The 26,845-nt window shown below is 36.0% G+C and carries 19 protein-coding genes; 4 read left to right on the top strand and 15 right to left on the bottom strand.

The genetic code is table 11. The features are described from left to right. The first annotated feature begins 117 nt into the window (after positions 1–117). The 3 genes from AC4GZ8_RS10210 (at position 118) to tatC (ending at position 2,631) form a co-directional block, all read left to right on the top strand. Positions 118–1,566 carry an alkaline phosphatase PhoX gene (locus AC4GZ8_RS10210; protein ID WP_491081747.1) on the top strand — a complete coding sequence of 483 codons (1,449 nt, stop codon included), beginning with the start codon at positions 118–120 and terminating at the stop codon, positions 1,564–1,566. 25 nt (positions 1,567–1,591) lie between these two features. Beyond that, positions 1,592–1,822, top strand: a complete 231-nt coding sequence (tatA, locus tag AC4GZ8_RS10205; RefSeq protein WP_491081746.1) for a twin-arginine translocase TatA/TatE family subunit — start codon at positions 1,592–1,594, stop codon at positions 1,820–1,822. An 80-nt stretch (positions 1,823–1,902) separates the two neighbouring features. After that, complete coding sequence (gene tatC, locus AC4GZ8_RS10200) at positions 1,903–2,631, top strand: twin-arginine translocase subunit TatC (RefSeq protein ID WP_491081745.1); 729 nt, start codon at positions 1,903–1,905, stop codon at positions 2,629–2,631. A gap of 78 nt (positions 2,632–2,709) precedes the next feature. Here tatC and AC4GZ8_RS10195 read toward each other — a convergent pair whose 3' ends face one another. Next, the gene (locus tag AC4GZ8_RS10195) at positions 2,710–3,282 is read right to left on the bottom strand and encodes a class D sortase (protein WP_491081744.1); all 573 of its coding nucleotides are present in this window, start codon (positions 3,280–3,282) and stop codon (positions 2,710–2,712) included. A 242-nt stretch (positions 3,283–3,524) separates the two neighbouring features. Here AC4GZ8_RS10195 and AC4GZ8_RS10190 point away from each other — a divergent pair, with 242 nt between their 5' ends. Continuing rightward, positions 3,525–4,154, top strand: coding sequence for a hypothetical protein (locus AC4GZ8_RS10190; protein ID WP_491081743.1), 630 nt, complete (start codon positions 3,525–3,527; stop codon positions 4,152–4,154). Positions 4,155–4,293: 139 nt separating this feature from the next. On the opposite strand, the gene AC4GZ8_RS10185 is transcribed toward AC4GZ8_RS10190, so the two are convergent. The 14 genes from AC4GZ8_RS10185 to AC4GZ8_RS10120 all read right to left on the bottom strand — a co-directional run bounded on the left by AC4GZ8_RS10185 (position 4,294) and on the right by AC4GZ8_RS10120 (position 26,814). After that, positions 4,294–7,860 carry a CheR family methyltransferase gene (locus AC4GZ8_RS10185; RefSeq protein WP_491081742.1) on the bottom strand — a complete coding sequence of 1,189 codons (3,567 nt, stop codon included), beginning with the start codon at positions 7,858–7,860 and terminating at the stop codon, positions 4,294–4,296. 503 nt (positions 7,861–8,363) lie between these two features. Next, positions 8,364–10,448 (bottom strand): ATP-binding protein, encoded by a 2,085-nt coding sequence (locus AC4GZ8_RS10180; protein WP_491081741.1) that lies wholly within the window; start codon positions 10,446–10,448, stop codon positions 8,364–8,366. Positions 10,449–10,592: 144 nt separating this feature from the next. Continuing rightward, complete coding sequence (locus tag AC4GZ8_RS10175; protein ID WP_491081740.1) at positions 10,593–11,636, bottom strand: siderophore ABC transporter substrate-binding protein; 1,044 nt, start codon at positions 11,634–11,636, stop codon at positions 10,593–10,595. A gap of 200 nt (positions 11,637–11,836) precedes the next feature. Then, positions 11,837–12,604, bottom strand: a complete 768-nt coding sequence (locus tag AC4GZ8_RS10170) for an iron ABC transporter ATP-binding protein (protein ID WP_491081739.1) — start codon at positions 12,602–12,604, stop codon at positions 11,837–11,839. Then, complete coding sequence (locus AC4GZ8_RS10165; RefSeq protein ID WP_491081738.1) at positions 12,601–13,554, bottom strand: iron chelate uptake ABC transporter family permease subunit; 954 nt, start codon at positions 13,552–13,554, stop codon at positions 12,601–12,603. The genes AC4GZ8_RS10170 and AC4GZ8_RS10165 overlap by 4 nt, the downstream gene beginning before the upstream one ends. Then, positions 13,544–14,497: an ABC transporter permease gene (locus AC4GZ8_RS10160; protein WP_491081737.1), complete on the bottom strand. Its 954-nt coding sequence runs from the start codon at positions 14,495–14,497 to the stop codon at positions 13,544–13,546. Before AC4GZ8_RS10160 ends, AC4GZ8_RS10165 begins: the two co-directional genes overlap by 11 nt. Before the next feature lie 591 nt (positions 14,498–15,088). After that, complete coding sequence (locus tag AC4GZ8_RS10155; protein ID WP_491081736.1) at positions 15,089–15,478, bottom strand: ribbon-helix-helix protein, CopG family; 390 nt, start codon at positions 15,476–15,478, stop codon at positions 15,089–15,091. Positions 15,479–15,654: 176 nt separating this feature from the next. Continuing rightward, positions 15,655–16,647, bottom strand: coding sequence for an L-glyceraldehyde 3-phosphate reductase (gene mgrA, locus AC4GZ8_RS10150; protein ID WP_491081735.1), 993 nt, complete (start codon positions 16,645–16,647; stop codon positions 15,655–15,657). Positions 16,648–16,767: 120 nt separating this feature from the next. Then, entirely contained in the window at positions 16,768–19,827 is a 3,060-nt protein-coding gene (gene lacZ, locus AC4GZ8_RS10145; RefSeq protein ID WP_491081734.1) for a beta-galactosidase, LacZ type, read from the bottom strand. A 33-nt stretch (positions 19,828–19,860) separates the two neighbouring features. After that, positions 19,861–20,685 carry a carbohydrate ABC transporter permease gene (locus tag AC4GZ8_RS10140; RefSeq protein WP_491081733.1) on the bottom strand — a complete coding sequence of 275 codons (825 nt, stop codon included), beginning with the start codon at positions 20,683–20,685 and terminating at the stop codon, positions 19,861–19,863. Then, entirely contained in the window at positions 20,678–21,568 is an 891-nt protein-coding gene (locus tag AC4GZ8_RS10135; protein WP_491081911.1) for a carbohydrate ABC transporter permease, read from the bottom strand. The genes AC4GZ8_RS10140 and AC4GZ8_RS10135 overlap by 8 nt, the downstream gene beginning before the upstream one ends. A gap of 424 nt (positions 21,569–21,992) precedes the next feature. Beyond that, positions 21,993–23,288: an ABC transporter substrate-binding protein gene (locus tag AC4GZ8_RS10130; protein WP_491081732.1), complete on the bottom strand. Its 1,296-nt coding sequence runs from the start codon at positions 23,286–23,288 to the stop codon at positions 21,993–21,995. A gap of 163 nt (positions 23,289–23,451) precedes the next feature. After that, a complete protein-coding gene (locus AC4GZ8_RS10125; protein ID WP_491081731.1) occupies positions 23,452–25,242 on the bottom strand; it encodes a cache domain-containing sensor histidine kinase in 1,791 nt (596 codons plus the stop codon). Positions 25,243–25,257: 15 nt separating this feature from the next. Continuing rightward, positions 25,258–26,814 carry a response regulator transcription factor gene (locus AC4GZ8_RS10120; protein ID WP_491081730.1) on the bottom strand — a complete coding sequence of 519 codons (1,557 nt, stop codon included), beginning with the start codon at positions 26,812–26,814 and terminating at the stop codon, positions 25,258–25,260. Positions 26,815–26,845 lie beyond the last annotated feature (31 nt).

Here is a 26,845-nt window from a genome sequence, read left to right as displayed (position 1 = left end):
CCTGCGTTAATGAAATATTTACATAATATTTATATTTTATTAACGTCTAATTGATAGCTTGTACATAGACGAAACAGCATTGACATCACCTCAAAAATATAGGGAGTGATTTTTAACATGACTGGGGAAAAAAACCTAAAAAGAATGAACCGAAGAGACTTTTTGAAGGTTGGAGGAATGAGTACTGTTGCATTGTCCTTAGGCGCTACAGGTGTTTTTTCTTTTGCAAATGCTAATAAGAGTTTTGCAGCATCTGGTAATGCAACCAGCGGCTTTGGCGGATATGGTCCATTAGTAAAAGATCCAAATGGAATATTAGATTTACCTCAAGGATTCCATTACAAGATTATTTCTCGAGAAGGTGAAAGCCTTTCAGATGGACGTCCTGTTCCTGCTATGTTTGATGGAATGGCAGCATTTTCCGGTCCACATAACTCTACTATTCTCGTTAGAAATCATGAATTAAGTGAAAACTCGAAATATCCTGTTGAAGGGAAAAATCCTTATGATAAAAACAAAACAGGTGGTACAACAACCCTTCTTGTCACACCTGAACGAGAAGTGATAAAGGAATACGTATCCTCTTCAGGTACAATTCGCAATTGTGCAGGAGGAGCAACTCCATGGGGTACTTGGTTAACTTGTGAAGAGACGATGAATCAAGGCCATGGGTATGTTTTTGAGGTCGACCCTAACGATCCAGAAAATGAGCTTTCCAAAACACCTATTAGAGATATGGGTGCATTTTCTCATGAAGCTACGGCCATTGACCCAGCTACCGGGTATGTATATCTCACAGAAGATGCTTCTAAAAGCTTCTTATATCGATTTATTCCTAATGATACAAGCCAAAAACCTGGTGCTCTTCAAAAAGGCGGTAAGCTTCAAGCTGCTGCTATTGAGGAAGTTGGAAGAACAAATGCTAGCGGCTTTAATCCAGGTCAGAAGTTCGGTATCGTTTGGAAGGATGTCGATCCAGAAAAACCAACTCTTGAAGCTGAGCAAAAAGGATGTATTATCTTCAGCCGCTTAGAGGGTGCTTACTTTGCAGGCGGTGTTTTCTGGTTTGATGACACATCAGCCGGAACAAGTAGAAAAGGAAGAGTCTATCGTTATATTCCAGCTACAAACACGCTTGAACTGTTCTATGAATCTTCTGATGCAAACAATCTAGAATCACCAGATAATATTTGTATTACACCTTGGGGAGATTTATGGATTGCAGAAGACGGAAATGCATCAGATCGAATGATCGGGTTAACTCCTGAGGGTGAGGTCTATGTATTTGCTGAGAACCGGCTGAATGGCAGTGAATTAGCAGGTCCTACCTTTTCACCAGATGGAAATACCTTTTTCGTTAATTGTCAATCTCCGGGTATTACATTCGCCATCTGGGGACCTTTTGCTCGACGAAATTCTGCTAGACAACGATTAATGGGCCATGCTGCACCTCCAACTACCTTTGCACCAGCGGTCTCGGACAAGCTAGTTGAATTTGCTGAACGCCAAGGCATGTCAATTCTAGAAGCGGCTGCATTTCAACGAAACGGAATGCCAATCGTTTAACTTATTTTTAGGAGGAATGAAATAGATGCTACAAAACATAGGGATTCCTGGTCTAATATTAATTCTCGTCATCGCGTTAATTATTTTCGGTCCATCTAAACTTCCTGAAATCGGAAAAGCCTTTGGTTCAACCTTAAAGGAATTTAAGAAGGCAACCAATGATTTAGTTAATAATGATTCAAAGGATAACACAGCATCACCTGAGGATAAAAAGCTTCAAGCTATTGATAGGACCAAAAGTCATACTGGCAGCTAAACGTTATGAATGCGGGCAGGTTCAATCCTGCTTGCATTTTTTCTTAGTATTCACCTTTTCCAAAGAAAGGAGTTATGTACATGGATTTAACCGAAATGAATCTGGTTGATCATTTATCTGAACTTCGAAAAAGAATCATCATTACCCTATGCTCTTTTATTCTTTTTCTTATCCTATCTTTTCTCTTCGTTCAAGATATTCATGATTTCTTAGTAAAAGATTTAGATGATAAACTGGCTATTTTAGGGCCTGGTGACATCCTTTGGATCTATATGGCCCTTGCTGGAATAGCAGCCATTACCTTTACACTTCCTATTGCAGCTCTTCAGGTTTGGCTTTTTGTGAAACCTGGTTTAAAAAAGGAAGAGCAAAAAATAACACTAGCGTTTATTCCAGGCATTTTTCTTTTGTTCGTATCAGGAATTGCCTTTGGTTACTTTTTAGTATTTCCTATTGTTCTATCTTTTTTGCAAAATCTAGCAGGGTCTCAATTCGAAACATTCTTTACCGTTGAAAAGTACTTCAGCTTCTTAATCAACCTTACTCTTCCTTTTGGTTTTTTGTTTGAAATGCCTGCTGTTGTAATGTTTTTAACAAGACTCGGGATTATTAATCCACATCTGCTTGCAAAATCAAGAAAACTATCTTACTTTATTCTAATCGTTGTATCCGTTCTTATCACACCTCCTGATTTTATATCAGACATTTTAGTTATGATCCCTTTAATTCTACTCTATGAATTTAGTATTACGTTATCTAAAATCGTCTATAAGAAAAAGCTTTCTATGAAGGAAGCAGTGGCCGCATAAATTATACAAATTGCAATCAAACCAAACAAAAAAACAACGACCTAGCTTGATGGTTGACCCAAAGCTAAATCGTTGTTTTTATATTCTTTTTGCATAAATAATATACCTTTGCGGAGCATTGCCCACATAACTAAAGGGATAGCATGTTGTGAGAAGAAGTTCTTCCCTTTCATTTTGAAGTGTAATAATGCTTACATCATCTGCTTCCACTATTTTTGTATCAATGATATCATATTCAAAATCCCCATACGGTAACTTAATTTCTAAGGAATCTCCAATTTCCAGCTCCCCTGCTTTACGAAACACTGTATCTCTGTGGCCGGATAAGACAATCTGCCCACGTTCATTAGGGTAATAGCTGCCTTTATAGTGACCAACACCTTTTTCAAGATCATCAGGATCAGTTCCTTCTACAATTGGCAGGTCCGCCTCTAATCTTGGAATATGTAAAATACCAATCGCTTCACCAATTGGCGGTTTAAATGTCCCGTCCTTTTCCTTGTATACTTCTTTATCTGGCGGTGACTTCACAATTGCTTGAGCTTCTGCTAATGAATGAGATGTCTGCATTTTCGTATCAAGTATTTCCCAAATGGCGTAGCCTACTATACAAAGACCTACAATGATAAATAGATAGGAAAGCTTCTTCATTAACCATCCACGCTTTCTATTGATTTCATATCCTCATTATATCACAGAAGAATTTTACAATTTGAAGCAAGTTAGTAGAATCCACCTGATTTTTGTTAAAATTTTGTAAATCAACAAATACATTTTCTCTTAAACAAACGTTTAATTAAGGGTTTATAAGGGAATAAAGAGTAAGAATTTCATCGTTTTAAAGAGGTTGTCCACTAAGGATCCTAATTTACGAAGAAGATATGGAGGACAATATGTTTACTCTAGACAATTTACCTGTTCCTGCTTTTATCCTTGATTCCGAACTTAACATACTCGTTTGTTCATCCATCTCAAATACACTGTTTTCTATACGTAAAAATTTCTTAGATCTAGTTGACCAGGATAGTAAAAACAAAGTCCATTACTTTCTGTCTACTAATGAGAAAACAAAATTTGAAGCAACTATGATAACAGCAGAAAACAAGTTAGAGCCTTTTGATTTGTATATTACTCAAAACCGTGAAGGTTATTTGTACGTGGTTTGCATCCCGATTAAAGAGGATCAAAAAAAGGCCAGTCACCATATTCAATTGTTACGCGAACAATTAATGGCGACTGACAAGAATAGATTACAACCGCATCAAAGAAAGGAAATTATCTCGTTATTTCAATCCTCTTTAACAGATTCAGACCTTTATCATTTAATTAGTTCATCAGACAATATGAAGGACTTACCAAGAAAATTGGACAAAATTCAAGATTTATTAAGCCTTCTCAGACCAGACATTATCGAAAGTGGAAAAAGCGTCCACTTTGAAGTCATTCTTGACGAACTACATGCGCTTCGTTCTTCAATTGATTTCTATATGACGTTAATACCTCTTCTAGACCGTTTCGACTGAATGAGATGAATGAAGTGAGGCTTCCATCAGTGGGGGGTGTCTTCATCACCCACTGGTGGTTAGCGAAACCTATCGGACCTTTACGGGCAGTTCCCACTTATCTTCTTTGTTTCTCTGGAATCTTGAAGCTTACTGTCCTTTAAGAGTGGGATAAAGGCAACGTAATTTCAACTGTCGTGCCTTTGTCTAATTCACTAGTAAAAACTAGTTTTCCATTATGACTTTCAATAATCTTAAAGCTGACCATTAACCCTAAACCTGTTCCTTTTTCTTTTGTTGTAAAAAATGGTTCACCCATTTTTTCGAGTTGTTCCTTAGGTATGCCTTTTCCTTGATCTTGAAAACGTATAAGGACTCTATTATCTTCTATTTTTTTCGTTTCAATCTTGAGCTGACCTGTACGTCCTTCCATTGCTTCTATTCCATTTTTCACAATATTAATAAACACTTGCTTTAGTTCATTTTCGATTCCTTTAACTGTAAAATTTATTGGTTCTATTGATGTTGCAATGGTAACATCATTTAAAATAGCTTGTGTTTCCCAGATTTTTGATACATCGTGAATAATTTTGTTAATATTGACGTCTTTAAATTCAGCTGTTTTCTGTCTTGAGAGCACAAGGAATTCATTGATGATTTCCTCGAGTCGAATAAACTCTGTCATCATGACTTCCGCATATTCTTTACTGTAAGTGTTGGTCTGGATCATTAATTGAAGAAATCCCCGTAGAGATGTTAGAGGGTTTCTAATTTCATGGGCAATTCCTGCTGCCAGCTGACCAATACCTGAGAGCATTTCAGATTTAATAAGCATTTGTTCAGAGCTTTTCCTGCTTGTAATGTCCTCGCCAACTCGCAGGATTTGCACAACATCATGGTCCTCATTCTCAACAGGTATTAAAGAGAGATACTCCCAATATTCTTTACCGTCTTTCCCTTTATAAGACAATTCACCTGTCCACTTTTCACCAGCACGGACTTTTTTCCAATACAATTCAAAGTCACTGTCTTGAAAGTATTCAGAATAGATATCCTTTAATTTCCGTCCAATTACTTGTTGTACTTCTAAGCCAAGCTGCTTAGCAAACTTACTGTTAGCATATTCAATATTGCCTTGAAAATCTGTAAAGACAGTATTCGCAGGTCCAAGCTCAATCGCTTGCTTACTTAATTGCAGCTCGCGATTTACTTTCTTAATGTCAGATATATCGATAAAGGTCATCACAATGCCATCGATTAAATTTTCACTTGTTCTGTATGGCATGATTTTAATGCTGTACCACTTTTCGTCCTTTGAAGGCAATTCCTTGATAATCGCTTTCGTTGTTACTAACACATTCTCTATATCTTGTATAATCGAATCATAATCAAGTCGATGTGTAATATGATATATAGGCCTTCCTTTATCGTGCTCTATTAGATGAAATATTTTCACCGCTTCTGGTGTATACAGCTTAATGTTAAGGTTTTTATCTAAGAAAATTGTGGCGATATTCGTATTAATAAGCAAATTGTCCATATCATTATTTAAATTTGTTAATTCTTTAATTTTCTTTTCATACTCGGTATTGACCGTAATAAGCTCTTCATTAACCGATTGCATTTCTTCATTTGTGCTTTGCAATTCTTCATTCGCTGCAATCAATTCTTCATTTGTAGACTGCAGCTCTTCATTTGACGTTTCAAGCTCTTCGATCGTTGTCTGCAGACTTTGTTTTGTATAATAAAGCTCTTGCTCTAGTTCAAATATTTTTTGGTTATAAGCTGAGTCATGATCGAACATCAATGAATCCACCTTAAACGGTGTAGAAGAGTCTGGTTGATAAACCTCTAAAAATAACGCGATATATCCCTTTCCTGCACTCTCCAAAGGCTTTACAACTAACTTTACTTGTTTGCTCTCATTTTTATTAATAAGGAGGTTATTATACTTAATTTCTTTTAATTCCTCTCTTGCCTTTTTGATAGCTGTCCCGATTGCGACTGATAAATTAGTAGGAACCATATTGAAGATATTATAGTTTACTTTTCCCTTTGGTAGATTCAAATACTCCCCGGCATCACCTGACACTAACAGAACCTCATTATGCTCATTAATCACAATGCATGGCGGCAATATCTCATCCATTAAAGAAACGTATAGCTCATCTGGGTGTTGAAACCGATTCAATTCACGAAGATGCTCCAAATTTCTTCTATCCTTCCCTTGTTGATTAGGAGATTCTTTAGGAGTAAGAAAAGCTTGAGAGACATGTTGAATGTCTGACACTTCATTGCTAAAGATCTTCCATTTATTATTAATTGAAGTAAACAGATTGGATAGTTTACCAATAGTTTCACTTGGTCCTAGGAACAAATAACCTTTCTCTTTTAGTGCAAAATGAAAAAGGGACAATACTTGTTGCTGAAGCTCAGTTTGAAAATATATCATGACATTCCGACAGCTTATCAAATCTAAATTGACAAAAGGTGAATCCTTTGCCATGTTGTGGGGAGCAAAAACTATTTTATGCCTAATCTCTCTCTTTACTTGATAATCGCTTCCTTCTTTATCGAAATATTTCACTAAAAGATGTTTCGGGATGGTTGAAACAATTTGCTCTGAATAACAGCCTTGGCTTGCAAATTTCACTGCATCACGATCAATATCTGTCGCAAAAACCTGCAGGTCGATATCACACCCTCTTTTTTCTATTTCATCATGAAATAATATCGCAAGAGAATATGCTTCTTGCCCTAATGAACAACCTGCGACCCAAATCCTTATTTTATTTCGTCCTCTTTGAATATTCTCATCTACCATTTTGGGAATAAGGTATTGCTGTAAATAGTTAAATGCTTCTATATCTCTAAAAAAATGAGTGACCCCAATAAGTAAATCTTCTTGTAAATACCTGATCTCCATCGGGTTTTCTAATAGATAATTTTTATAGGCTTCTAGTGACGGTACTGATTCCTCTATTAGGCTCATTCTGCGTTCGATTCTTCTTAACAGGGTATTTTTTTTGTACATTGAAAAATCGATCCCGCTTTTTTTATGAATCATCATTAACACTTGTTTTAAAGCAGTATCAGTATAATCAATTGGCTTTGCTGCAATATAATGTCTAATTTGCTCAGACATTGCTTTTGGACTTAGTATGTAATCTGCCGCCCCTGATTTAATGGCACTTTCAGGCATATCAATAAATTTAGCTGTTTCATTCTGAATAAGACAAAGTCCGCTTTTTTCATGTATATCATTGAGTCCTTTTGTACCATCCGTTCCTTTTCCCGATAAAATAACCCCAATTGCTTTTGTTTGTGCATAAGCTGCGATTGAAGTTAAAAATGTATCTATAGGGTTATGTACAGGCTGACTAATATCATATTCTTCCAGGTGAACAATTCCTTGATCATTTATGGTTATGTAATGATTTGGCGGACATAAATACACTGTTTTTTCTGTAAGCCGTAAACCTTCTTCTGCTAAGATTATTTGCATGTTAGTGGATTTTGATAATAATTCCGGTATAAAGCTTTTGTACTTCGGTGATATGTGCTGGACAATAACGAATACGGCATTGATGTGATGATCCATATTTTGGAAAAATTGTTCGATGGCTTCAAGTCCTCCAGCAGAAGCACCAATTCCTACTATATAAGGAACTTCAGATGAAGTTTTTCTACTATCTATTTCAACTTTCCCTTCTCGTGCATGTGACATCTATGATCCTCCCTTAAACATTGCCAATAAATCTTATTCGACAAATGCCAGTAATTTCCTGTTAGCTAAAAGGAATATATTGAATGTATCTTTTTTACGTAAGATTTCGCCTTTTTACCTAAAGGCTGTTTTCATAAATGTTGTTGCCTTATAAGAAGTATTGGAGTGGTTGATTTCCACTACAGATACTCTCTTTCCGTGGGGCGTGAGGTGTGCCTCCTCGAAGCCAGTGTCTGCGGGTCGCTTCTCCCACAGGAGTCTTGTACCTTTAGCTCCAATAAGCCTAAATAGTTTTTGTGTAAAGAAGCTTAAAACAACAATCATTTAGAAAAGAGCCTACCTAAAAAACTTACCGAACAATGATGGGATATATTTATAATGGTATCAGTTATCATTTGTGGTTGAAACTCATAAAGAGTTCTTTTTTAGAACGCATTATGAAAATGACGCTTTAATGAGGTATTCAAAAGGAGCGATTATCTCGCTCCTCTTTTGTTGTTTTATCATACTTGATGTTCAAGCGGGAGAATGATCTTAACTGTTGTTCCCTTTCCAAGTTCACTTGTGAAAAAGATGTTCCCCTTGTGGTTTTGAATGATTTTATAACTAATCATTAAGCCCAGTCCGCTGCCTTTTTCTTTGTTTGAGTAATACGGTTCTCCGAGCTTAGCGATCCTTTCTTGGGCGATTCCAACCCCCTGGTCTTTCACTAAAATATAAATCGATTCTTCATTTTCCATTCCAATCTGGATATGAATTGTCCCGCCATTTGCCATCGATTCTATCGCATTACTAATGATGTTCTGAAACACCTGCTTTATTTGATTTTCATCACATAAAACCTTCACATTAACCCGCGGATCAAAATAAAAAGTAATATTAAAAAGTTGACATAGTTCCTCATTAGCAAGTAATACATCTGACATCATCTCATTAACATGATAAAAACTACGTTCAATCCCAAGATGAGAATTTGCAAGAATCAGCATTTCATTGATAAAGTCCTCCATTTGACCCAACTCTGATAAGATAAGGTCTTTAAAAGGACAGATATCATCATGCTTTAGTTGCATAAATCCCTTCACACTTGTCAATGGATTCCGTATTTCATGAGCAATACTTGCTGCTAGCTGGCTAACAGCAGCGAGTTTATCAGATTTCCTTATTAAATCCTCATTTAATTTGGCATCAGTTATATCCTCTGCCACCCCTACCAGCCTGTATATCTTACCTTCCTTATTCATAATTGGAACGACACGATTCCGTATCCACCGAATCGAACCATCTGTATGAATAATCCTATGTTCAAACTCCTCATTCTTTTTAATATTTCTGAATTTTTCATTTACAACTTCGCGATCTTCAGGTAATATCGTGTTTACCCACAATGTTCCATCTTCATAGTATTGCTCACCCGTTCTCCCAGAGATCTCCTCCCAGGCTGAACTAATATATATGGTCTTTTTTTTCTCCAAATCAAATATCCAAAACGCTTCTTTAATATTATTGGCAATTTGGTTGAACCGCTCCTGGCTTTCCCTTAATTTGGTCTCCGCCTGCAAACGTTCAATCTCAAAACCAACCCATTGCGTCATTAATTGTAAAAACTCAAGATCGGAATTAGTAATAACCCGGTATGTGTGATTCAACGAAAAAAAGCAAATTGTTCCATAAAAATTGTTGTTGACAAAAATTGGTGCTCCAACATATTCACTTATAATGGTTGGTTGATTTTTCCCAGCAAAAGGTTTTCTAAGATGAACAGGCTCGAGACTTTCAAATACCTTTCTCGCACAGGTTTCATTAAGAGGAATGATATCCCCTTTTTTCCTTATACTTGGCATCTCAGTGATCGTTTGGAGAACTTTATAATCTTCTCCGGTAATCCTCGAAATATTTCCTTCCGGTAATTGAAAGCGGTCACAACCAATTTTTAGTAGTCTCTTTAATTTTTCATCAAACGTTAGGGAATTATTGCTCGTAACTTCATATAGAGTACGAATCGATTGTTCATTCATTGTTCTTTCAATTAAATCTGCCCTAAGCTCTAATTCAGTATTGACCCATTTACTTAAGTCAACTAATGTTTTTAATTCAGCATCAGAAAAAGAGCGCGGCTTGACATCAATAATACAAAATGAACCTATAATATTGTTACGCTTTGTCACAATCGGTGCCCCTGCGTAAAATCGAACATTATATTGCTTAACGAGTGGATTATGCATAAAACGACTATCTTTCATCGTATCTTCAATTACTAATGGACTTCCATCTAAAACAACATACTGACATATTGATTCATCTCGTCTTGTTGATCTTTCCTTTAATAAATCTCCTGTCAGACCTACACATGACTTAAACCATTGTTTATCCTCTGTAATAACCGTAACAAGAGAAACTGGCACTTGAAATATCCGGCTAGCCAATTCCGCAATACGGTCAAAGGATTTTTCATCTGGAGTATGGATGAGATTAAGACTATATAATTCTATTAATCTCCTCTCTTCCTTTTCTAAAAAAGAGGAGCTCTTTCCTTTGAATATTTCCTCTAGCTTAAAAATAGAAACCACTCCAAGCTGTTTTCTCACATTATACCATATGGAATAAACTGGTGAACAAAAGTTCGTATATTTTTTCTTTATTTAGGTAAAGTGGCCTATTAAAATGAGAAAAGACTGTCTGAAGGTGATGGATCATCGACTTTCAAGACAGTCTCTTTCTCATTTATTGTTCTATTTTAATTCTGCTAAAATTTCTTCGATTTTTGCAAGCTCAGATTGTAAACCGCCACCACTTATATACCATAGTGGTCCATCTAAATAAACGACTCTTTCATTTTGATACGCTTCTGTTTTCTTAATAATATCATTTTCCATATCAGCCTCAATATTAGAGTCTCCTCCAACAGCTGCTGTACGGTCAATCACAAATAACACTTGTGGATTGAATTCTAAGATGGCTTCGAAACCGAAATTAGAACCGTGAGAGGATGATTCGATATCTTCTGTTACTGGCTTGAATCCATAAATATCATAAATGTATCCAAAGCGAGAGTCTTTTGCGAAACCTGATAATTTGCCTTCATTGTACATCGTTACTAAAGATGTTTCATAGTTTCCAGCTAAAGCTTTGATCTCTTCTAAAGCTGAATCAAACTTTGCAGTGTATTCTTTAGCTTCTGCTTCTTTACCAAACATTTTTGCTGCCAAATCTACTGAAGATAAGAATGTGTTCCAATAGTCATCCTGAGAAGTACCAACAAACACAACAGGTGCGATTTCTTTTAATTCTTCATAGTATGCTGACTGACGACCAGAGATAAAGATGACATCAGGAGCAAGTTCAGCGATATCCTCAAGAAGAGGTTCTTTTAAGTTACCAACACTTTTATACTCATCAGAAGAATATTTCTCTAGATGAGATGGTAATGAAGTGTCTTTAGGAACTCCTACAACTCCTTCAACACCTAGTGCATCTAATGTATCTAAGAAGCCATAATCAAATACGACCATTTTTTCTGGCATTGTTTCAAATGTTACGTCTTCAAAATTAATTGAACCAGCTTCTTCACTTTCAGTTGAAGCAACTGTTGGCGATACAGTCATAGGATAAACAGGGCCATCTTCCGATGAAGCTGAACTTGTTTCTTCAGCTTGACCTTCAGCTGCAGTTGTTTCAGTTGATTCTTCTGTTGTAGCCTCTTCGTTTGAACCACACGCAGCAAGCATTAATACCATAGCTGCTAGCAATGCGACAAATAAATTGCTTTTTTTCATATGTTTTCTCTCCCTCTTTTTATCTTTTTATTGTTAATGATAACCATTATCATTATGCTCCATTAAAGATTTAAAGTCAATATGTATTTGTAACCTTTTTAACATAAATGTAAAAAATTAAAAACATTGTAACTTTTTAGAAGATTACCTAGAGAAAGCCATTTAACATGTTCATTCGTTTCTCTAGGCTGCTTTTGTTTTTACGTATGTGAGTTAAAGTACACACATATTCTGCATCCATTCTGCTCTTGTATCGGAATATCCATATCATAAATTTCACGTAACGCATCAGAGTTAATAATTTCATGGGTTGGTCCGTTTTTCATAAGCCTGCCATTTTTCAATGCAACGATACGATCTGAATAAACAGACGCAAAGTTTATGTCATGCAATACGATGACAACTGTTTTTCCAAGCTCATCCACAAGCTTCCGTAAAATTTTCATAATTTGAACAGAGTGTTTCATATCTAAATTATTTAAAGGCTCATCAAGCAAAACATAATCTGTATCCTGTGCAATGACCATTGCAATAAAAGCACGTTGTCTTTGACCACCTGATAATTCATCTAAAAACTTGTCTTGCATCTCGACTAAATTCATATAATCAATTGCTTGATCAATAAATTTTTCATCTTCAGCTGTCAGACGCCCTCTTGAATAAGGATAGCGACCAAATGCAATAAGCTCACGTACCGTTAGTCGGACATTAAGGTAGTTCGCTTGTTTCAAAATCGATACACGTTTGGCAAATTCAGAGGATTTCCACTTTTTCACATTATTTTGATCCAGTAATACTTCACCTGTATCTGCTTCTAATAAACGACTCACCATAGAAAGAAGTGTTGACTTACCAGCACCATTCGGCCCGATAAACGATGTAATTGTTCCCGGCTCGATTGTGACAGTAACATCTTCTACAACAGGTTTTTTACCAAATTGCTTTGTTAATCCTTTGATTTCAATCATCCTGCTGCCCTACTTTCCTTTAGTAATAGATAAATAAAGTAAATACCGCCAATAAAGTTAATAATAACGCTTAATGTTGTGCGTAATTCAAAAATATGCTCAACAAGGAACTGACCGCCGACTAATGCGATAATACTGATTAAACTTGCTCCTAATATGAGAATAGAATGCTTATATGTCACCAAATACTGATACGCAAGATTGGCAACAATTAATCCAAAAAACGTAATTGGCCCAACAAGTGCTGTAGACGTTGCAATCAGTACAGATGACAAAATTAAAATCCTCATCACCATACCGTCATAATTGATGCCAAGGTTCATCGCATTTTCACGGCCAAGTGACATCACATCCAGCTTCCCCATAATGAGGTACCCGTAAATAAACGCAATGAGCAAAATGCCAATCGAGATATATAATAATTCAGCCTTTACATTCGTGAAGGTCGCGAATAAACGGTTTTGGAGACTTAAATACTCCACAGGATCAATCAGTACTTGCAAGAATGTGACAAAGCTTCCCAGGAGTGTTCCAATAATCATCCCAATTAATAGTAGAAAATAAATTGGATGCTTATCCGCTCTGAACAAGAATCGATATAAAATCATGGCAAAAGCAACCATCGCAACAATTGCGGCACCAAAGTTTAGATATTTATTTAACACCCAAACTGACATAGATCCTGCAAAAAAGTAGATGAGTGTTTGCACTACTTGATACATAGAATCAAGGCCCATAACTGAAGGGGTTAAAATTCGATTATGTGTAATGGTTTGGAACACGACAGTCGAATAGGCAATCGCAATCCCTGTTACAACCATCGCTGAAACACGGAGCATACGCTTTGGAAATGCATAATCAAAGCCGCCTTTTATATCATAAAAGCCATAGAGTAAAATACACACTATCGCTATTGCCGCTAACAAAATTAGTTTCGTACTATTTCGCATATGCTCTCCCCCTAAGTAGCATAGTTAAGAAGATCGCACTGCCTATCACTGCCACCGTTACATTAACTGGAATCTCGTAAGGGTGAATAATAATACGTCCAAGAATGTCACATATTAATAAGAAGACAATCCCTAACACTGCTGTATGCGGAATGGTTTTACGTAAATTATCACCTAAATAAAGGGAGACAATATTTGGAACAATCAGACCTAAAAAGGGAATAACCCCAACAGTAAGCACAACAGTTGTAGAAATAATTGCGACAAGAATAAGGCCAATATTTAGCACCAGCTTATAACTTAAACCCAGATTTTTCGCAAAATCTTCTCCCATTCCGGCGACTGTGAATTTATTCGCATAAAGATACGCGATGATGACCGCTGGAATACTTACATATAACAGCTCATAACGGCCAGCAATAACTAAAGTAAAACTTCCCATCAGCCAAGAAGATATATTTTGCAGAAGGTCGGCTTCATATCCAAAGAAAGTTGTAATGGAAGACAGAATATTCCCATACATAATTCCAATTAATGGGACAAAAATGACATCCTTAAATTTGATACGATCTAATATTTGCATAAAAATGAATGTTCCTGCTAAAGCAAAGGCAAAACTAAAAATCACTTGCTGCGTATATGTGACATTCGTAAAGAATAGCATAGAAATTAAGATTCCTAGTTTTGCTGCATCTAATGTTCCAGCAGTTGTTGGCGATACAAACTTATTTCGGCTTAAAGACTGCATAATTAAGCCCGCAATACTCATTCCAGCACCTGCTAATATAATGGCTATTAACCGAGGTAGCCGACTTATTAAGAAAATTTGTGTTTCATCTGATTCCCAATCTAATAAATCACTCGGTTTTATATCAATTGCTCCGATAAATAGCGATATAAAAGACAGGACTATAGCTGCAATTCCTAAAATCCATAGTCTCATTTATAACCCTCATAACGTGAATATTCTTAAAAACAATGATCATTCTAAGCCGACTTTAATCATCTAAAACAAAAGGCCCTATTTCATTTAAATGTTTGTGATCACATATGTATAAAGCTTAATAAACATGCCCTACAAAATGGTAAACAAATTATTGATAATCATTATCATCAAATAACAAAAAAAAGACGCTTGCTGGATCTGCCTTTTCCAATTGTTGAGATTGATTATCAACTACAATAATTAATGTATCACAAAAAATAAACCGAGAAAAGAGGTAATTTTCAAATTATGGCATTTGTCTAAATTTATTCACAATTTCTTCATAAATTCAAAAGCGTAATCGGCTTGATCAGCCTTAGGCTAACAAGAGGCAAATGAATAGAAGACGTTCTTTGTCTTCAATTCATTTGTGGCTAGGCGCTGGCAGTCTAAAATCACGTCTCCCTGCCACAACGACTGCACTTGCACGTCCTGTCTTCGAAGCTGGATGTCGAGGCAGTTCTTATAGTTGAAGGCATTTTCAATTTCATATGAAATCACAAAGGAGATTCAACAAATATTTTGTTTGAATCTCCTTTGTGATTTCTTCTATAATGTTTTAATTAGACGTCTAATAGCCTCCGAGACATCAATTTGATTTTCTTGGCAATGATTCGTTAACTTTCGATAAGCCTCATCATCAAGCCTTACATGAACGGAATGTAAATATTTATCAGAATCCAATTTTCTAGGTCTTCCTCTTGTAACTTTTCTTTTACCGATGCCGTCTTTCCATACATTAATAATGACATATCCATGCTTTTTCACCCAATGATCACAATCATTCTCTTTCCACATCGCATTAGCTCTCTCTTGAAAATCAAGTTTAAATTTCGTTAATTCCTCACCTTGAAGTCCCTTCATGATTCCTTTTTCCATAGCTTTATGCTCGATAAACTGTTGAAATTGGTCGTAAGATTTGAATGTCAATTCCTTCATCGTTTCACTCCTGTAACCTGTTTTCATATGATGTCTTATGTTTCTCTAAAAATCATACTTTTTTCTGAAACCGTTGTAAATTAATTTTAGAATTGAATGATAGAAACCACTTAAACAAACGTTTAATTAAATAGAAAAAAAGAAACCAGGCATTATGCTGGTTTCAAAGTGTAGCTTTACCCCTCTAGTATTCTCTCAATCTGTGATAGCTCATCTTGGGTAAATTCAAGAGATTTTAGAGCTTCGACGTTTTCTTCTATTTGCCTTACTTTGCTTGCGCCAATTAATGCAGATGTCACTCTGCCTTCACGAAGTACCCAAGCTAAAGCCATCTGTGCGAGATTTTGACCGCGGTTTTGGGCAATCTCATTTAATTGTTTTACTTTGCTAATTACATCCCCTGTTACTCGATCTTCACTTAAAAACGTATTCTCTTTCGCTGCTCTTGAATCAGCAGGAATTCCTGAAAGATATTTATTCGTTAATAACCCTTGTTCTAATGGACAGAACGCTATCGAACCTACTCCATTTTCCTGAAGTACATCCTGAAGTCCATTTTCGATCCAGCGATTGAACATCGAATAACTAGGTTGATGGATTAATAGCGGTGTTCCCAGATCATTTAATATTTTTACAGCTTCAGCTGTTTGTTCCGCATTATAACTAGAAATCCCGACATATAAGGCTTTTCCTTGACGGACAATTTGATCAAGAGCCCCCATAGTCTCTTCTAGCGGTGTATTTGGATCTGGTCGATGTGAGTAAAAAATATCAACATAATCAAGGCCCATCCTTTTAAGGCTTTGATCAAGGCTAGCAATTAAATACTTTTTAGATCCCCATTCACCATAAGGTCCATCCCACATATGATAGCCAGCCTTAGTTGAAATGATTAATTCATCTCGGTATGGTGCGAAATCAGTTTTTAAGATTTTCCCAAACATTTCCTCCGCACTTCCTGGAGGAGGGCCATAATTATTTGCTAAATCAAAATGAGTGATACCTAAATCGAACGCCCTGCGCAACATTGCTCTCCCATTTTCAAAAGAATCCACCCCGCCAAAGTTATGCCATAATCCTAAAGAAATGGCAGGAAGCAGCAGACCCGATCTCCCGACACGATTATATTTCATTTCCTTATAGCGATTCTCACTCGCCTTGTATGTCATGTTATGTATCCCCTTTCAATTCAACTGTCTACATTCTACCTTATTCCTATTTATTTTTCATCGTCACATCATCATTTTAAAAAAGAGCTTGGTAATCCAAGCTCTAAGAATTCTATACGATCAGATTCGTTGTATCATAAACTCAAATTCCATCTCTTCATTTGCCATTAATAAGTGTTCATCATGAACAGGAGCACCCCAACTGTCATCTCCACCAACACCCATTTGCTTACCTGTGATTGTCACAACGGTATAATGTATATTAGGAAGCTCAAAATGATGTCTAGCATTCTCAAGCTCAAATGCTGTATATGGTGAGATAGTACATTCAAAAGGTTTATCCGGGTTGGATATTTGAATACCTTTTCCATTACTGTTTGTCACGTTTACACGACGGACTCCTGTTCGATTTCCTGATTCTTGTGGCATCACATATCCTGACACATTATCAGCGACTTTATTTTTAAAGATTCCTAATCTTGCACCCTTTGAACGATCTGAATAATTCTCTTCAGGTCCCATTGCATACCATTCGAGTTGGTTATAATCTGCTGGAACCTTAAAGGATACTGCAAAGATTGGAAGCTGCGGGAGACCTTCTGCACCATGATAAACCGATTTAACGCGGATGCTTCCATCTTGATAAACAAAATAAGAGATGTTCACTACAAGTTCATCATGTATCGAAAATTTATAAGTGAAGTTTACATTTACACTCTCATTTTCTTCTACGATTTCCATTCCAACACATTTACGTGCTAAGCTGGCTGCAAGCCAAATTCCAGAATGATAATCTTGGTGATATCCCCTATCATTATCAGTTGTTGCTCTCCAAAATAGTGGTGAAGGTGGAACGGCGATCATTTCTCTTCCTGCATAGTTTAAGGATATAAGACTACCAAACTGCTTTGAAAACATGATCGTAAAATCTCTGCCGTGAACACCAATGTTCACATCACCATGAGCAACTCTTAGTTCACCAGTTGTTTCTATTTCAATTTCTTTGTTATTGTTCATGGTAAATACATGCTGTCCAAATGCGATTTCATAATCGGCATCTGCCCAGAGAGTGTGTTCTTTTAATTTTAATGAAGCATGAATGCAATACTCGCCTGAATCTTTTAATAAATTCGCAGGAAAATCAAACTCTACTCGACCTTTACTTTGTGGTTCTACACTCACATCAAGCTTATTACTGTACAATTCCTTCCCTTCCAAGAAAAGGATATACTCTAAATCATAAGCAGATGTATCTAAAAATAGATTTTCATTTGTGATTGTCACACCAGCCTGATCTGGAGTTAGCTTTATATTTTGATACAGGAACTTCACTTCCTGCATTTTCGGAGATTCCTCTCGATTTGCATAAACAATTCCATTTGTACAGAATCCATAATCAGATGGACGATCATCAAAATCACCGCCATATGCTAAGTATTTGTTCCCATAGCGATCCTTTTTCATAAGTGATTGGTCAATATAATCCCAAATAAATCCACCTTGGTACATCTGGAATTTCATTTCCAAGTCAGTATATTTATACATTCCGCCAAGTGAATTTCCCATTGCATGCATATATTCACAGCTTATATAGGGCTTTTCTGGATTTTCTGTTAAATATTTCTCAATATCTGCCGGCTTTGCATACATACGGCTTTCCATATCACTTGTGTCATTGTATTCACGATTGTGAAATACTCCTTCATAGTGAACGAGACGGCTAGAATCAACGGATTTGAAATATCGTGTTACATTTAATATGACTTCACCTGCATATGATTCATTTCCACATGACCAGATAAGGATGGATGGGTGATTTTTATCCCTCTCATACATTGAAATCGCACGGTCTAATACAATGTCCTGCCATTCAGGCTTATTCCCTGGAATATTCCATGATGGTTCAACCTTCCCCATTTTTTGCCATGATCCATGGGTTTCTAGATTCATCTCATCGATTACATAAATACCATATTCATCACAAAGCTGATACCAATAGCTTTGATTAGGGTAATGAGAGGTACGTACTGCATTGATATTATTACGTTTCAAGGTTTTAATATCCCACAGCATATCCTCCTTTGTAATCGCGCGCCCTCTATGACAATTAAATTCATGGCGATTCACACCTTTAAAAACAATACGCTTTCCATTAATACACATTATCTTGTCAATAAGCTCAAACCTTCTAAAACCAACTTTTTGCGGAATGACTTCTACAAGTTTTCCGGCTTCATTGTACAGCTGAATATATAATGTATATAAATATGGGGCTTCTGCACTCCAAAGCATCGGGTCATCCACAGTCATTGTAAAGTTATGCGCCTCACCAACAATATTTTCTTTTTTCGATTCTACTAATTTATTTTGGGAATCATATAGATCTACTACAACAGTTGAATGGCTAGGTATAGATGACATGAAGGTAAGATCAGCCTTAAGAGCCCCTTTCGTATATGTCTCATCTAGCTCTGCACGTATATCGGCATCATAAACATGGAGTTTTGGGATAGTGTAAAGATACACATCACGGAAAATTCCTGAAAAACGCCAGAAATCTTGATCCTCCAGCCAACTGCCAGTACTTCTCTGGTATACCTCAACAGCTAATTTGTTTTCCCCATCTTTTAAATAAGGAGTAAGTTCAAATTCTGCCGGAGTGAAGCTGTCTTCACTGTACCCAACAAATTCCCCGTTTAACCACACATAAAATGCAGACTCTACTCCTTGAAAAGAAATAAAAATTTGCTTATTTTTCATATGATCAGGAATATGAAAATACTTTACATAGCTTCCTACCGGATTATGGTCTTCCGGTATCGCTGGGGGACGAATTTCATTATGTCCATCCCAAGGATAAATGGTATTAACATATTGGGGCTTTCCATACCCTTGTAGCTGGATATGTCCAGGGACCTCAATATCCCCCCACCCCTGACACTCAACATCTAGTTTGTAAAAATGCTCTGGACGACTTTGCGGATTTACTGAATAATGAAATTTCCAATTTCCGTTTAAGTTATATCTCATCCTCATTGCAGAAAACTTTTCAGCCTCCTCCATCGTCTCATAGTAAACATGAACTGAATGCGCAGGGAGTCGATTAACCGCAAACACATTTAAATCCGTAAGCCAGCCAATATCTGGTTTTGTGCTCGTTTTAATAGTTGTTGTCGCCATAAACTCTCTCTTCCTTTCAACATATAATGATGTTTATTTCACAGAACCCATCATTCCAGCAACAAAGTGCTTTTGCATGATAAAGAAAATGATCGCTGCCGGTAATGTAGCGATAACAATGGCCGTCATAATCACTCCAAAGTCCGGTGAATACCCTGAGCCTAGATTTGAAATAAGCAATGGGATTGTTTGATTTTCCGGTGATTGTAACACAACAAGCGGCCACAAATAATTATTCCAGCTACCCATAAATGTAATAATCGCAGCAGCGGCATAGGTTGTTTTCATTGTTGGTACATAAATTCTAAAAAACACACCCAATTCACTTAGCCCATCTATACGACCAGCTTCAAGAATGTCCTTAGGAAACATTTTTGTGCTTTGGCGAAAGAAAAAAATCAGAAAGGCTGTTGTCACAGATGGCAAAACAGCTGCCGTTAAAGTATCAATCCCCATGAAAGGTGCTGTTTGTGAAATGGTACCGAACATCCGAAATAACGGAACCATTAAAGCTGCAAATGGAATCATCATGGAAAGTAGCAAAATATTAAACACAACATCCTTTGCTTTACTTTTAAAAATCTCAAATCCATATCCAGCAAGAGAAGCAATCAGTAAGGATAGTATAGTTGTTGTAATTGAAATTTTCGCTGAGTTCACTAACGCTGGTACAAGATCAACTGTATTTAATAGGTTTTGAAAGTTTTGTATTAAATGACTACCAGGTAATAATCTTCCTTGTGTAACGTCAACAGATTTGTTTGTAGCACTAACAATCATCCATATAAATGGGAATACAGAGACGATTGTAGCTAACGCTAAGAAAACATAGCTTAAAATTCGCTTCAGTTTAGCCATTTCGATCACCTGCCACTTTGAATTGAATAATAGAGAAGATCACGATCATGATCACAATTGCATAGGAGACTGTTGCTGCATACCCAAAATCTGGTGTGTATTTAAAGGATAAATTGTAAATGTACTGAGAAATGGTCATTGTTGCATTACCGGGTCCGCCTTTTGTAATGTTCATAACTTCATCAAATAACTGTAATGTACCAATTGTTGACGTAATAGAAGTAAATAGAATAATAGGTTTTAACATCGGAATCGTAATTTTAAAGAATTGCTGAAGTGAAGAGGCCCCATCAATTTTTGCTGCCTCATAAATGGATTGATCAATATTTTGTAAGGCTGATAAATAAAAGATCATATTGTATCCGGTCCAACGCCATGTAATCGCAATAACGATAGCTATTTTCGCCCATAATGGATCTGTCAGCCATTGAATAGGTGCATCGATAATCGAAACCTTCATGAGAAACAGATTAATAATGCCATCTGTACCAAATAAATATTTAAAGACAACGGAGTAAGCAACAAGTGAGGTCACACACGGTAAAAAGATAGCTGTACGAAAGAATCCTTTCATTTTCAGGGTTTTATCATTCAACAGCACCGAAATAAATAATGCTAAGAGAATCATTAATGGAACTTGAATAATAAGATAAAAAACGGTATTTTTCACAGCTGTAAGGAATGTAGGATCCTTAATTAATCGAACATAATTATCTATGCCGATAAAAGTCAAATTAGTGCCGGCACCTGATTGAAAAGACAACAGTAAAGCTTGAAGCATTGGGTAAAAATAAAACACCACAATCATTAGCGTAGCAACTGCTATAAAAGACCAGCCAATAACAGCATTTTTTATGCGAATATTCCTTCTTGGCTTTATCACTGGAACAGATTGAGTCTGAGTCGTTTTTGTCGGTATCAACTGCTTTCACTCCTTAACATATGGTTAGAAAAGCGCAAGCGCCTTGGTCTCGCCGTACAAACTAAGAGGAGCATCGCCTGAGATAAAGCTGACTTATCGGACTTTTACCTGGCAGTGAACTCTCACACTTTGTTCTCCCTTGAGTCGTTTTTTACTGCCCGTTTAAGTGGGGACAAAGGAAATACGGTAAACGCAAGCAAACCGATGTTGACTTATCGTAGGGAGATGACCTGCTTGATAGGCGATAGGCGCTTGAACTAGACACCAAAACTAAGTACAAAATTTTATACTTTCTTATTCTGTTAGAAAAAGCCTTAAGCTCTCGCCTGAAACTTCATGAATCTGTCCTAGAAGAAGCAGGGAGTTCCTAAGGCTTATTTAGAAATTACTTGAGTTGTGCTTCTGCTTGAGCTTGTGCATCTTCTAGCACTTGATCAATATCTTTGCCGTTAAGGTAGTTTTGCATTTCGACAACTAAGATATCCTCAATTGCGTATGTGTGTAAACCGTAGTTGATTTGAGGAATTTCCTCCATCCATTTTGATAAATCAGAGATCGTTTTTTGACCTCCAAAATATTCATCTGCTGCCTTGTACGCTTCCCCCTCTGTAGCTGGAATATATGTCCCAATTGCACCGATTTCAGTGACTAAATCTTGGTAGAAATCAACATTTGAACCAAATGTTTTTGCAAGGAAATCAGCTGCTTTTTCTTTACCAGGAACATCAAGTACATACCATGAACTACCACCTAAGTTGGAAGCATTAACAGAGCTATCCATACCCGGAATTCTTGGAATTGGAGCAATTGCCCACTTACCTGATTGTGAGGCTTCAGCCTTAACAGATGCTGTAATCCAGTTTCCTGTAGGTATTGAAGCAACTTCTCCACCATTAAATCCTTCTAACAATTGATTCCAATCTGAAATAGGTCTTACAATATCTGCTTCAACAAGTTTCTTATAGACTTCAAATGATTTCTTTAATGCTTCATTACCAGCTAATTGAGGTGTAACACCATCTTCTTCTGTAAACCAAGTGCCTGCTGATTGAACCATGATCCGAACGATTCCCATATCGTTGGGGTCTAGAGATAACATGTATTTCCCAGTTTTTTCTTTTACTGCTTTTCCAATCTCAATATATTTATCCCAATCAATATTTTGAAGATCTTCTAATGTGTAGCCTGCTTCTTCTAAATAATCCGTTCTTACATATAATCCTGTTACACCTGAGTCAAACGGAATACCATAATTTTTTCCATCCAGACTTGTTGGTTCAAGTTTATATGGAGCAAAATCTTCTGAATTAAAAGAATCCGTTAACTCAAGAAAAGCATCTGGATAAGCTTGAAGAAAGCCTTGTGCACGAAAATCTTCAATTAATACAATATTCGGCAATCCTTTGGTAGTACCAGAGCTTAGACTTGTGTTTAGCTTTTGAACAACATCTTCCTGAGCATTTTCAATAATGTTAATTTTAAAATCCGGATTTTCAGCTTGATATGACTCTGCTGCTAAATTCATTGCCTTGACGTTAAAATTCGGATCCCATGTCCAAATCGTTAATTCATTTGGATCTGATGAACCACTGGATTCTGTTTGTGCCTGTTCATTCGATCCTGATGAGCAAGCTGTTAACAACAAAAGACTAACTAAAAATAATGCAAATACCTTCTTCATACATGTACCCCCATCTCTTTAGTTTACAAGAATGTAAGCGCTATCTAACTTACATTCTTATATTAGCATTTTTAGAGATTTTACTTATAGGAAGATATTTTTATAAATTTGTGATATTTTTATGAATTGTATGCGTTTTCCTGGTTGGGGATTTGTAATTTCTTTAGATATTTGTAAATTTATCTTCTAAATCAATAGGAATTCTAATTTTCACGCTCGTCCCTTCACCTGGCTTACTAAAAATTTCAACCCCGTATTTATCTCCATAGATGAGCTGTAAACGTTCATGTACATTTCGAACACCAATTCCAGTAAAATGTTGTTGTTTTTGTTTTGTCATTGGGAGATGATGTTCAGATGAAACCTTCATCCCGTCACCGTTATCCATCACTTCACATACTATTGTATTTCCTTCCCTCCATATCATTAGATTAATAAATCCATTCGTTTTTATATTAAATCCATGAAAAAAGGCGTTTTCTATAAAAGGCTGCAAAATCAGTTTTGGAATATGGTATTGGTTACAATCAGATGAAACGAAATAGTTTACTTTAATCCGATCACCGTAACGCATTTGATTAATGTATACATAGGCCTTTAAATTGTCTACTTCTTGTTTAATTGTAATCGTTTCACTAACATTCCCTAACGTATTTTGAAGCAAGGAAATTAATGAATTAATTGTTTCTTCAGCCTTCGCTTTCCCGCCTTGTTGAACCATAAATTTAATCGAAGTGAGTGTATTATAAAGGAAATGCGGATTTATCTGTTGCTGTAAGGCTGCAAGTTCAGCATGACGTTTTTCTTTTTGATATAATACAAGCTTTTCCAGGTATTCATGAAGCTCATCTAACATAGAGTTAAAAGCCATGCCTATTTGTCTTGTTTCATACGTGCCTGTTATTGATACATACTGATCAAAGTTGTACTTTGAAGTATTTTCGATTTGCTTAACTAAAGTTGATAACGAATTTGTTACCCTTCTGGATACAAGAAAGACAATAACAAGAGCAACTAGCACGATGCCTATTGATAACAAAACAATTTGTTTTTTATTAAACAAACCGTTTATTGCTGTTTTCTTATCGATTAAATTAACTAAATATAAATCAAGTGAGGGAAGATATTTGGTAAAAATAATTTGATCTTCCCCCATAATTTTTCCTATGGTATAGTTGTGTGTCACATCTTGATTTGATGTTAAATAGGCTGATAACTCTTCTGCTTTTTGACCAATGAGATCCGTTTGATTACTAGAAACGATGTCACCCGATTTATTTAACACAAACACATCATTTCCAGCACTTGTAAAACTATTATAGAATGTTTTAAATTCACTTTCTTCAATGACAAAGTACATTGTGCCATATACTTTTCCAGAAATACTGTCCATTAATGCTTTAGAAACAACAATAAATTGGCCGTCTGCCGCTTCATAGTTCCGAGCTTTTTTTTGACCGATTTGATAGATCAATCGATTTGGTTCCTTTAACGTATTTTCGGTAAGCTTATTTGTTCTTAATTCTTCAAATGTAATCGGCCAATAGGTTTGTCCAGTTGAGAAATTAAAATCATTTATCCCTGTAATCAGGATCTCTACCTCATACGTTTCTAGAGGTGATTGAATATAATTTATTTGTTGCCCCATATCATAAATAGACTTCATTTTTTGAGCATTACTCTGTTCTTCTGTAAGGATCCTTTTGATCGTGCCGCTTTGTGAGATATTGTTTGAGGCAATGACAATGGCATAATGAAAGGACTCAAAGTTTTTCTTCACTTGGTCCATCACTTTTGCATTTGTAATACTAAACTTGTCGATAAAAAATTTCTCAGACATTTTAAATGTCGTCCACGTAATAATGACAGACACGGAAATAATCGTGACAACGGTTACAAAAAACATAATAATAAATAACCCGTTATGTTTAAAATGATTTTGAAATACCTTCACGTCTATTCACATCTCCTACTTCATATACTGTTTTCTTCTATATTGACTAGGAGATACTCCCTTTACCTTTTTAAACACTTTACAAAAATAACTATGATCTGAATACCCCACAGTTTCACTTATTTCTGCAATCGGCAACGTATTATGAATTAATAGCTTTGTCGCTTCTTCAATTCGTACTCTATTTAAATATTCATTAAATCCCTCATTATTATTTGTTGAAAAATAGTTTGATAGATAAGAAGGATTAAAATGAAAGTGGTTTGCTACACCGGTAAGAGTAAGTGGTTCAGCATAATGTTCTTGGATATATTTTAGAATCATTTTCATATTTGAATTGGAAGAATGTTTATCCTTTACATGAATAATAGTTTTAACTTCTTGAAGAAATTGATTTAACAGTTCAATAACATCATTTGCAGAGCTTGCTTCATCGATTGAGTTAAAATACGAGAATTTTCTATTTTCTAATTCCTTTACATCGTACTCCATATTGTTCAATAGAACTGTAATGGTAAAGATCATGTTTTCAAAAAAAGATTTGTATTCAAAAACATCTGTTGTAAAGTTTGTTGATAACTCAGTTACATACTTCTGTAAATAATCGAAAGCAAATTCAAAGCGTTCATTCTTTATTTCATCTGTAAACCAATCTAGATTAAATGAGGAACACTTGCTAGACTCTGTCGGCATTTTTTTCTGATCTAGTACTTTTTCATCTGGAAAATAAAAACGATATTGCAGCATACTTCTTATTCCTTCTTTATACACTTGTCCAATTTCAGAGAAGTCTGTGAAGCCTTTGCTTATTGCAAAACTAGTTCCAGTCTCGATATTTGCTAAATCGTTTGCTAGGGTAAGAATCTTTGAAAAATGGTTTGTATTAATGTTAATAAGAAATACAAAGACATTTTTCTCACCATTAAAGCAATAATGAACAGCATCCTCCAGCTGTTCATCAATGGCAGATGAAAGCCTTTCCTTTAAAGATTGACCAAAGCCCTCAGCCTCGTTAGAAAGGTGGTTCTTAAAATCCACTCCCATTAAATAAAAAGTGGAATGTGGAAAAACCTCAGAAATGATTTCGGAATCAGGAACATCATGATAACCCGAAATTAACTTATCAATTAGATAGGTGACTGAAAGAGAGCTGTCATTCCTTTTTTTCGTTTCAAGAAAAGCAGGTATTTTGCTCACTGCTGTTCTTAATACCTTTAACAACCCTTCAGAATCAAGCTTTGGCTTTAAGATATAGTCTATAGCCCCATTTTGGAAAGTTGAGCGAACATAATCGAATTCTCCAAAGCTACTCAAGATGATGATTTGGATATGGGGATATTTCTCTTTCACTATTCTCGTCAATTCTTCTCCATCCATGATTGGCATAACAATATCAGTTAAGATAATATGCGGATTTGTGAACTCAATTAATTCAAGTGCCTCTTGGCCATTCGATGCTTCTCCTATCACTTGAAAGCCTTCTTGTTCCCAATTTATATAATGTTTTATCCCTTGCCTTATTAATGTTTCATCGTCCACAATAAGTGTTCTGTATAATTCTCCCGTTTTCATCGTGATCCCCCTCATAAGAGACAATCAGTTA

It is taken from the genome of Metabacillus sp. RB-C-LZQ-3-1 (assembly GCF_058315175.1).
The sequence above is the reverse complement of the archived record's forward strand: the minus strand, read 5'-3'. Positions and strand labels throughout refer to the sequence as shown.

What these genes read in the sequence shown, in the direction of transcription:
- lacZ (WP_491081734.1), bottom strand. Translation starts at nt 19,827, where the DNA reads ATGGCGACAACAACTATTAAAACGAGCACAAAACCAGATATTGGCTGG.
- AC4GZ8_RS10210 (WP_491081747.1), top strand. Translation starts at nt 118, where the DNA reads ATGACTGGGGAAAAAAACCTAAAAAGAATGAACCGAAGAGACTTTTTG.
- AC4GZ8_RS10175 (WP_491081740.1), bottom strand. Translation starts at nt 11,636, where the DNA reads ATGAAAAAAAGCAATTTATTTGTCGCATTGCTAGCAGCTATGGTATTA.
- AC4GZ8_RS10160 (WP_491081737.1), bottom strand. Translation starts at nt 14,497, where the DNA reads ATGAGACTATGGATTTTAGGAATTGCAGCTATAGTCCTGTCTTTTATA.
- AC4GZ8_RS10120 (WP_491081730.1), bottom strand. Translation starts at nt 26,814, where the DNA reads ATGAAAACGGGAGAATTATACAGAACACTTATTGTGGACGATGAAACA.
- AC4GZ8_RS10170 (WP_491081739.1), bottom strand. Translation starts at nt 12,604, where the DNA reads ATGATTGAAATCAAAGGATTAACAAAGCAATTTGGTAAAAAACCTGTT.
- tatA (WP_491081746.1), top strand. Translation starts at nt 1,592, where the DNA reads ATGCTACAAAACATAGGGATTCCTGGTCTAATATTAATTCTCGTCATC.
- mgrA (WP_491081735.1), bottom strand. Translation starts at nt 16,647, where the DNA reads ATGACATACAAGGCGAGTGAGAATCGCTATAAGGAAATGAAATATAAT.
- AC4GZ8_RS10195 (WP_491081744.1), bottom strand. Translation starts at nt 3,282, where the DNA reads ATGAAGAAGCTTTCCTATCTATTTATCATTGTAGGTCTTTGTATAGTA.
- AC4GZ8_RS10190 (WP_491081743.1), top strand. Translation starts at nt 3,525, where the DNA reads ATGTTTACTCTAGACAATTTACCTGTTCCTGCTTTTATCCTTGATTCC.
- tatC (WP_491081745.1), top strand. Translation starts at nt 1,903, where the DNA reads ATGGATTTAACCGAAATGAATCTGGTTGATCATTTATCTGAACTTCGA.
- AC4GZ8_RS10185 (WP_491081742.1), bottom strand. Translation starts at nt 7,860, where the DNA reads ATGTCACATGCACGAGAAGGGAAAGTTGAAATAGATAGTAGAAAAACT.
- AC4GZ8_RS10165 (WP_491081738.1), bottom strand. Translation starts at nt 13,554, where the DNA reads ATGCGAAATAGTACGAAACTAATTTTGTTAGCGGCAATAGCGATAGTG.
- AC4GZ8_RS10140 (WP_491081733.1), bottom strand. Translation starts at nt 20,685, where the DNA reads ATGGCTAAACTGAAGCGAATTTTAAGCTATGTTTTCTTAGCGTTAGCT.
- AC4GZ8_RS10155 (WP_491081736.1), bottom strand. Translation starts at nt 15,478, where the DNA reads ATGAAGGAATTGACATTCAAATCTTACGACCAATTTCAACAGTTTATC.
- AC4GZ8_RS10130 (WP_491081732.1), bottom strand. Translation starts at nt 23,288, where the DNA reads ATGAAGAAGGTATTTGCATTATTTTTAGTTAGTCTTTTGTTGTTAACA.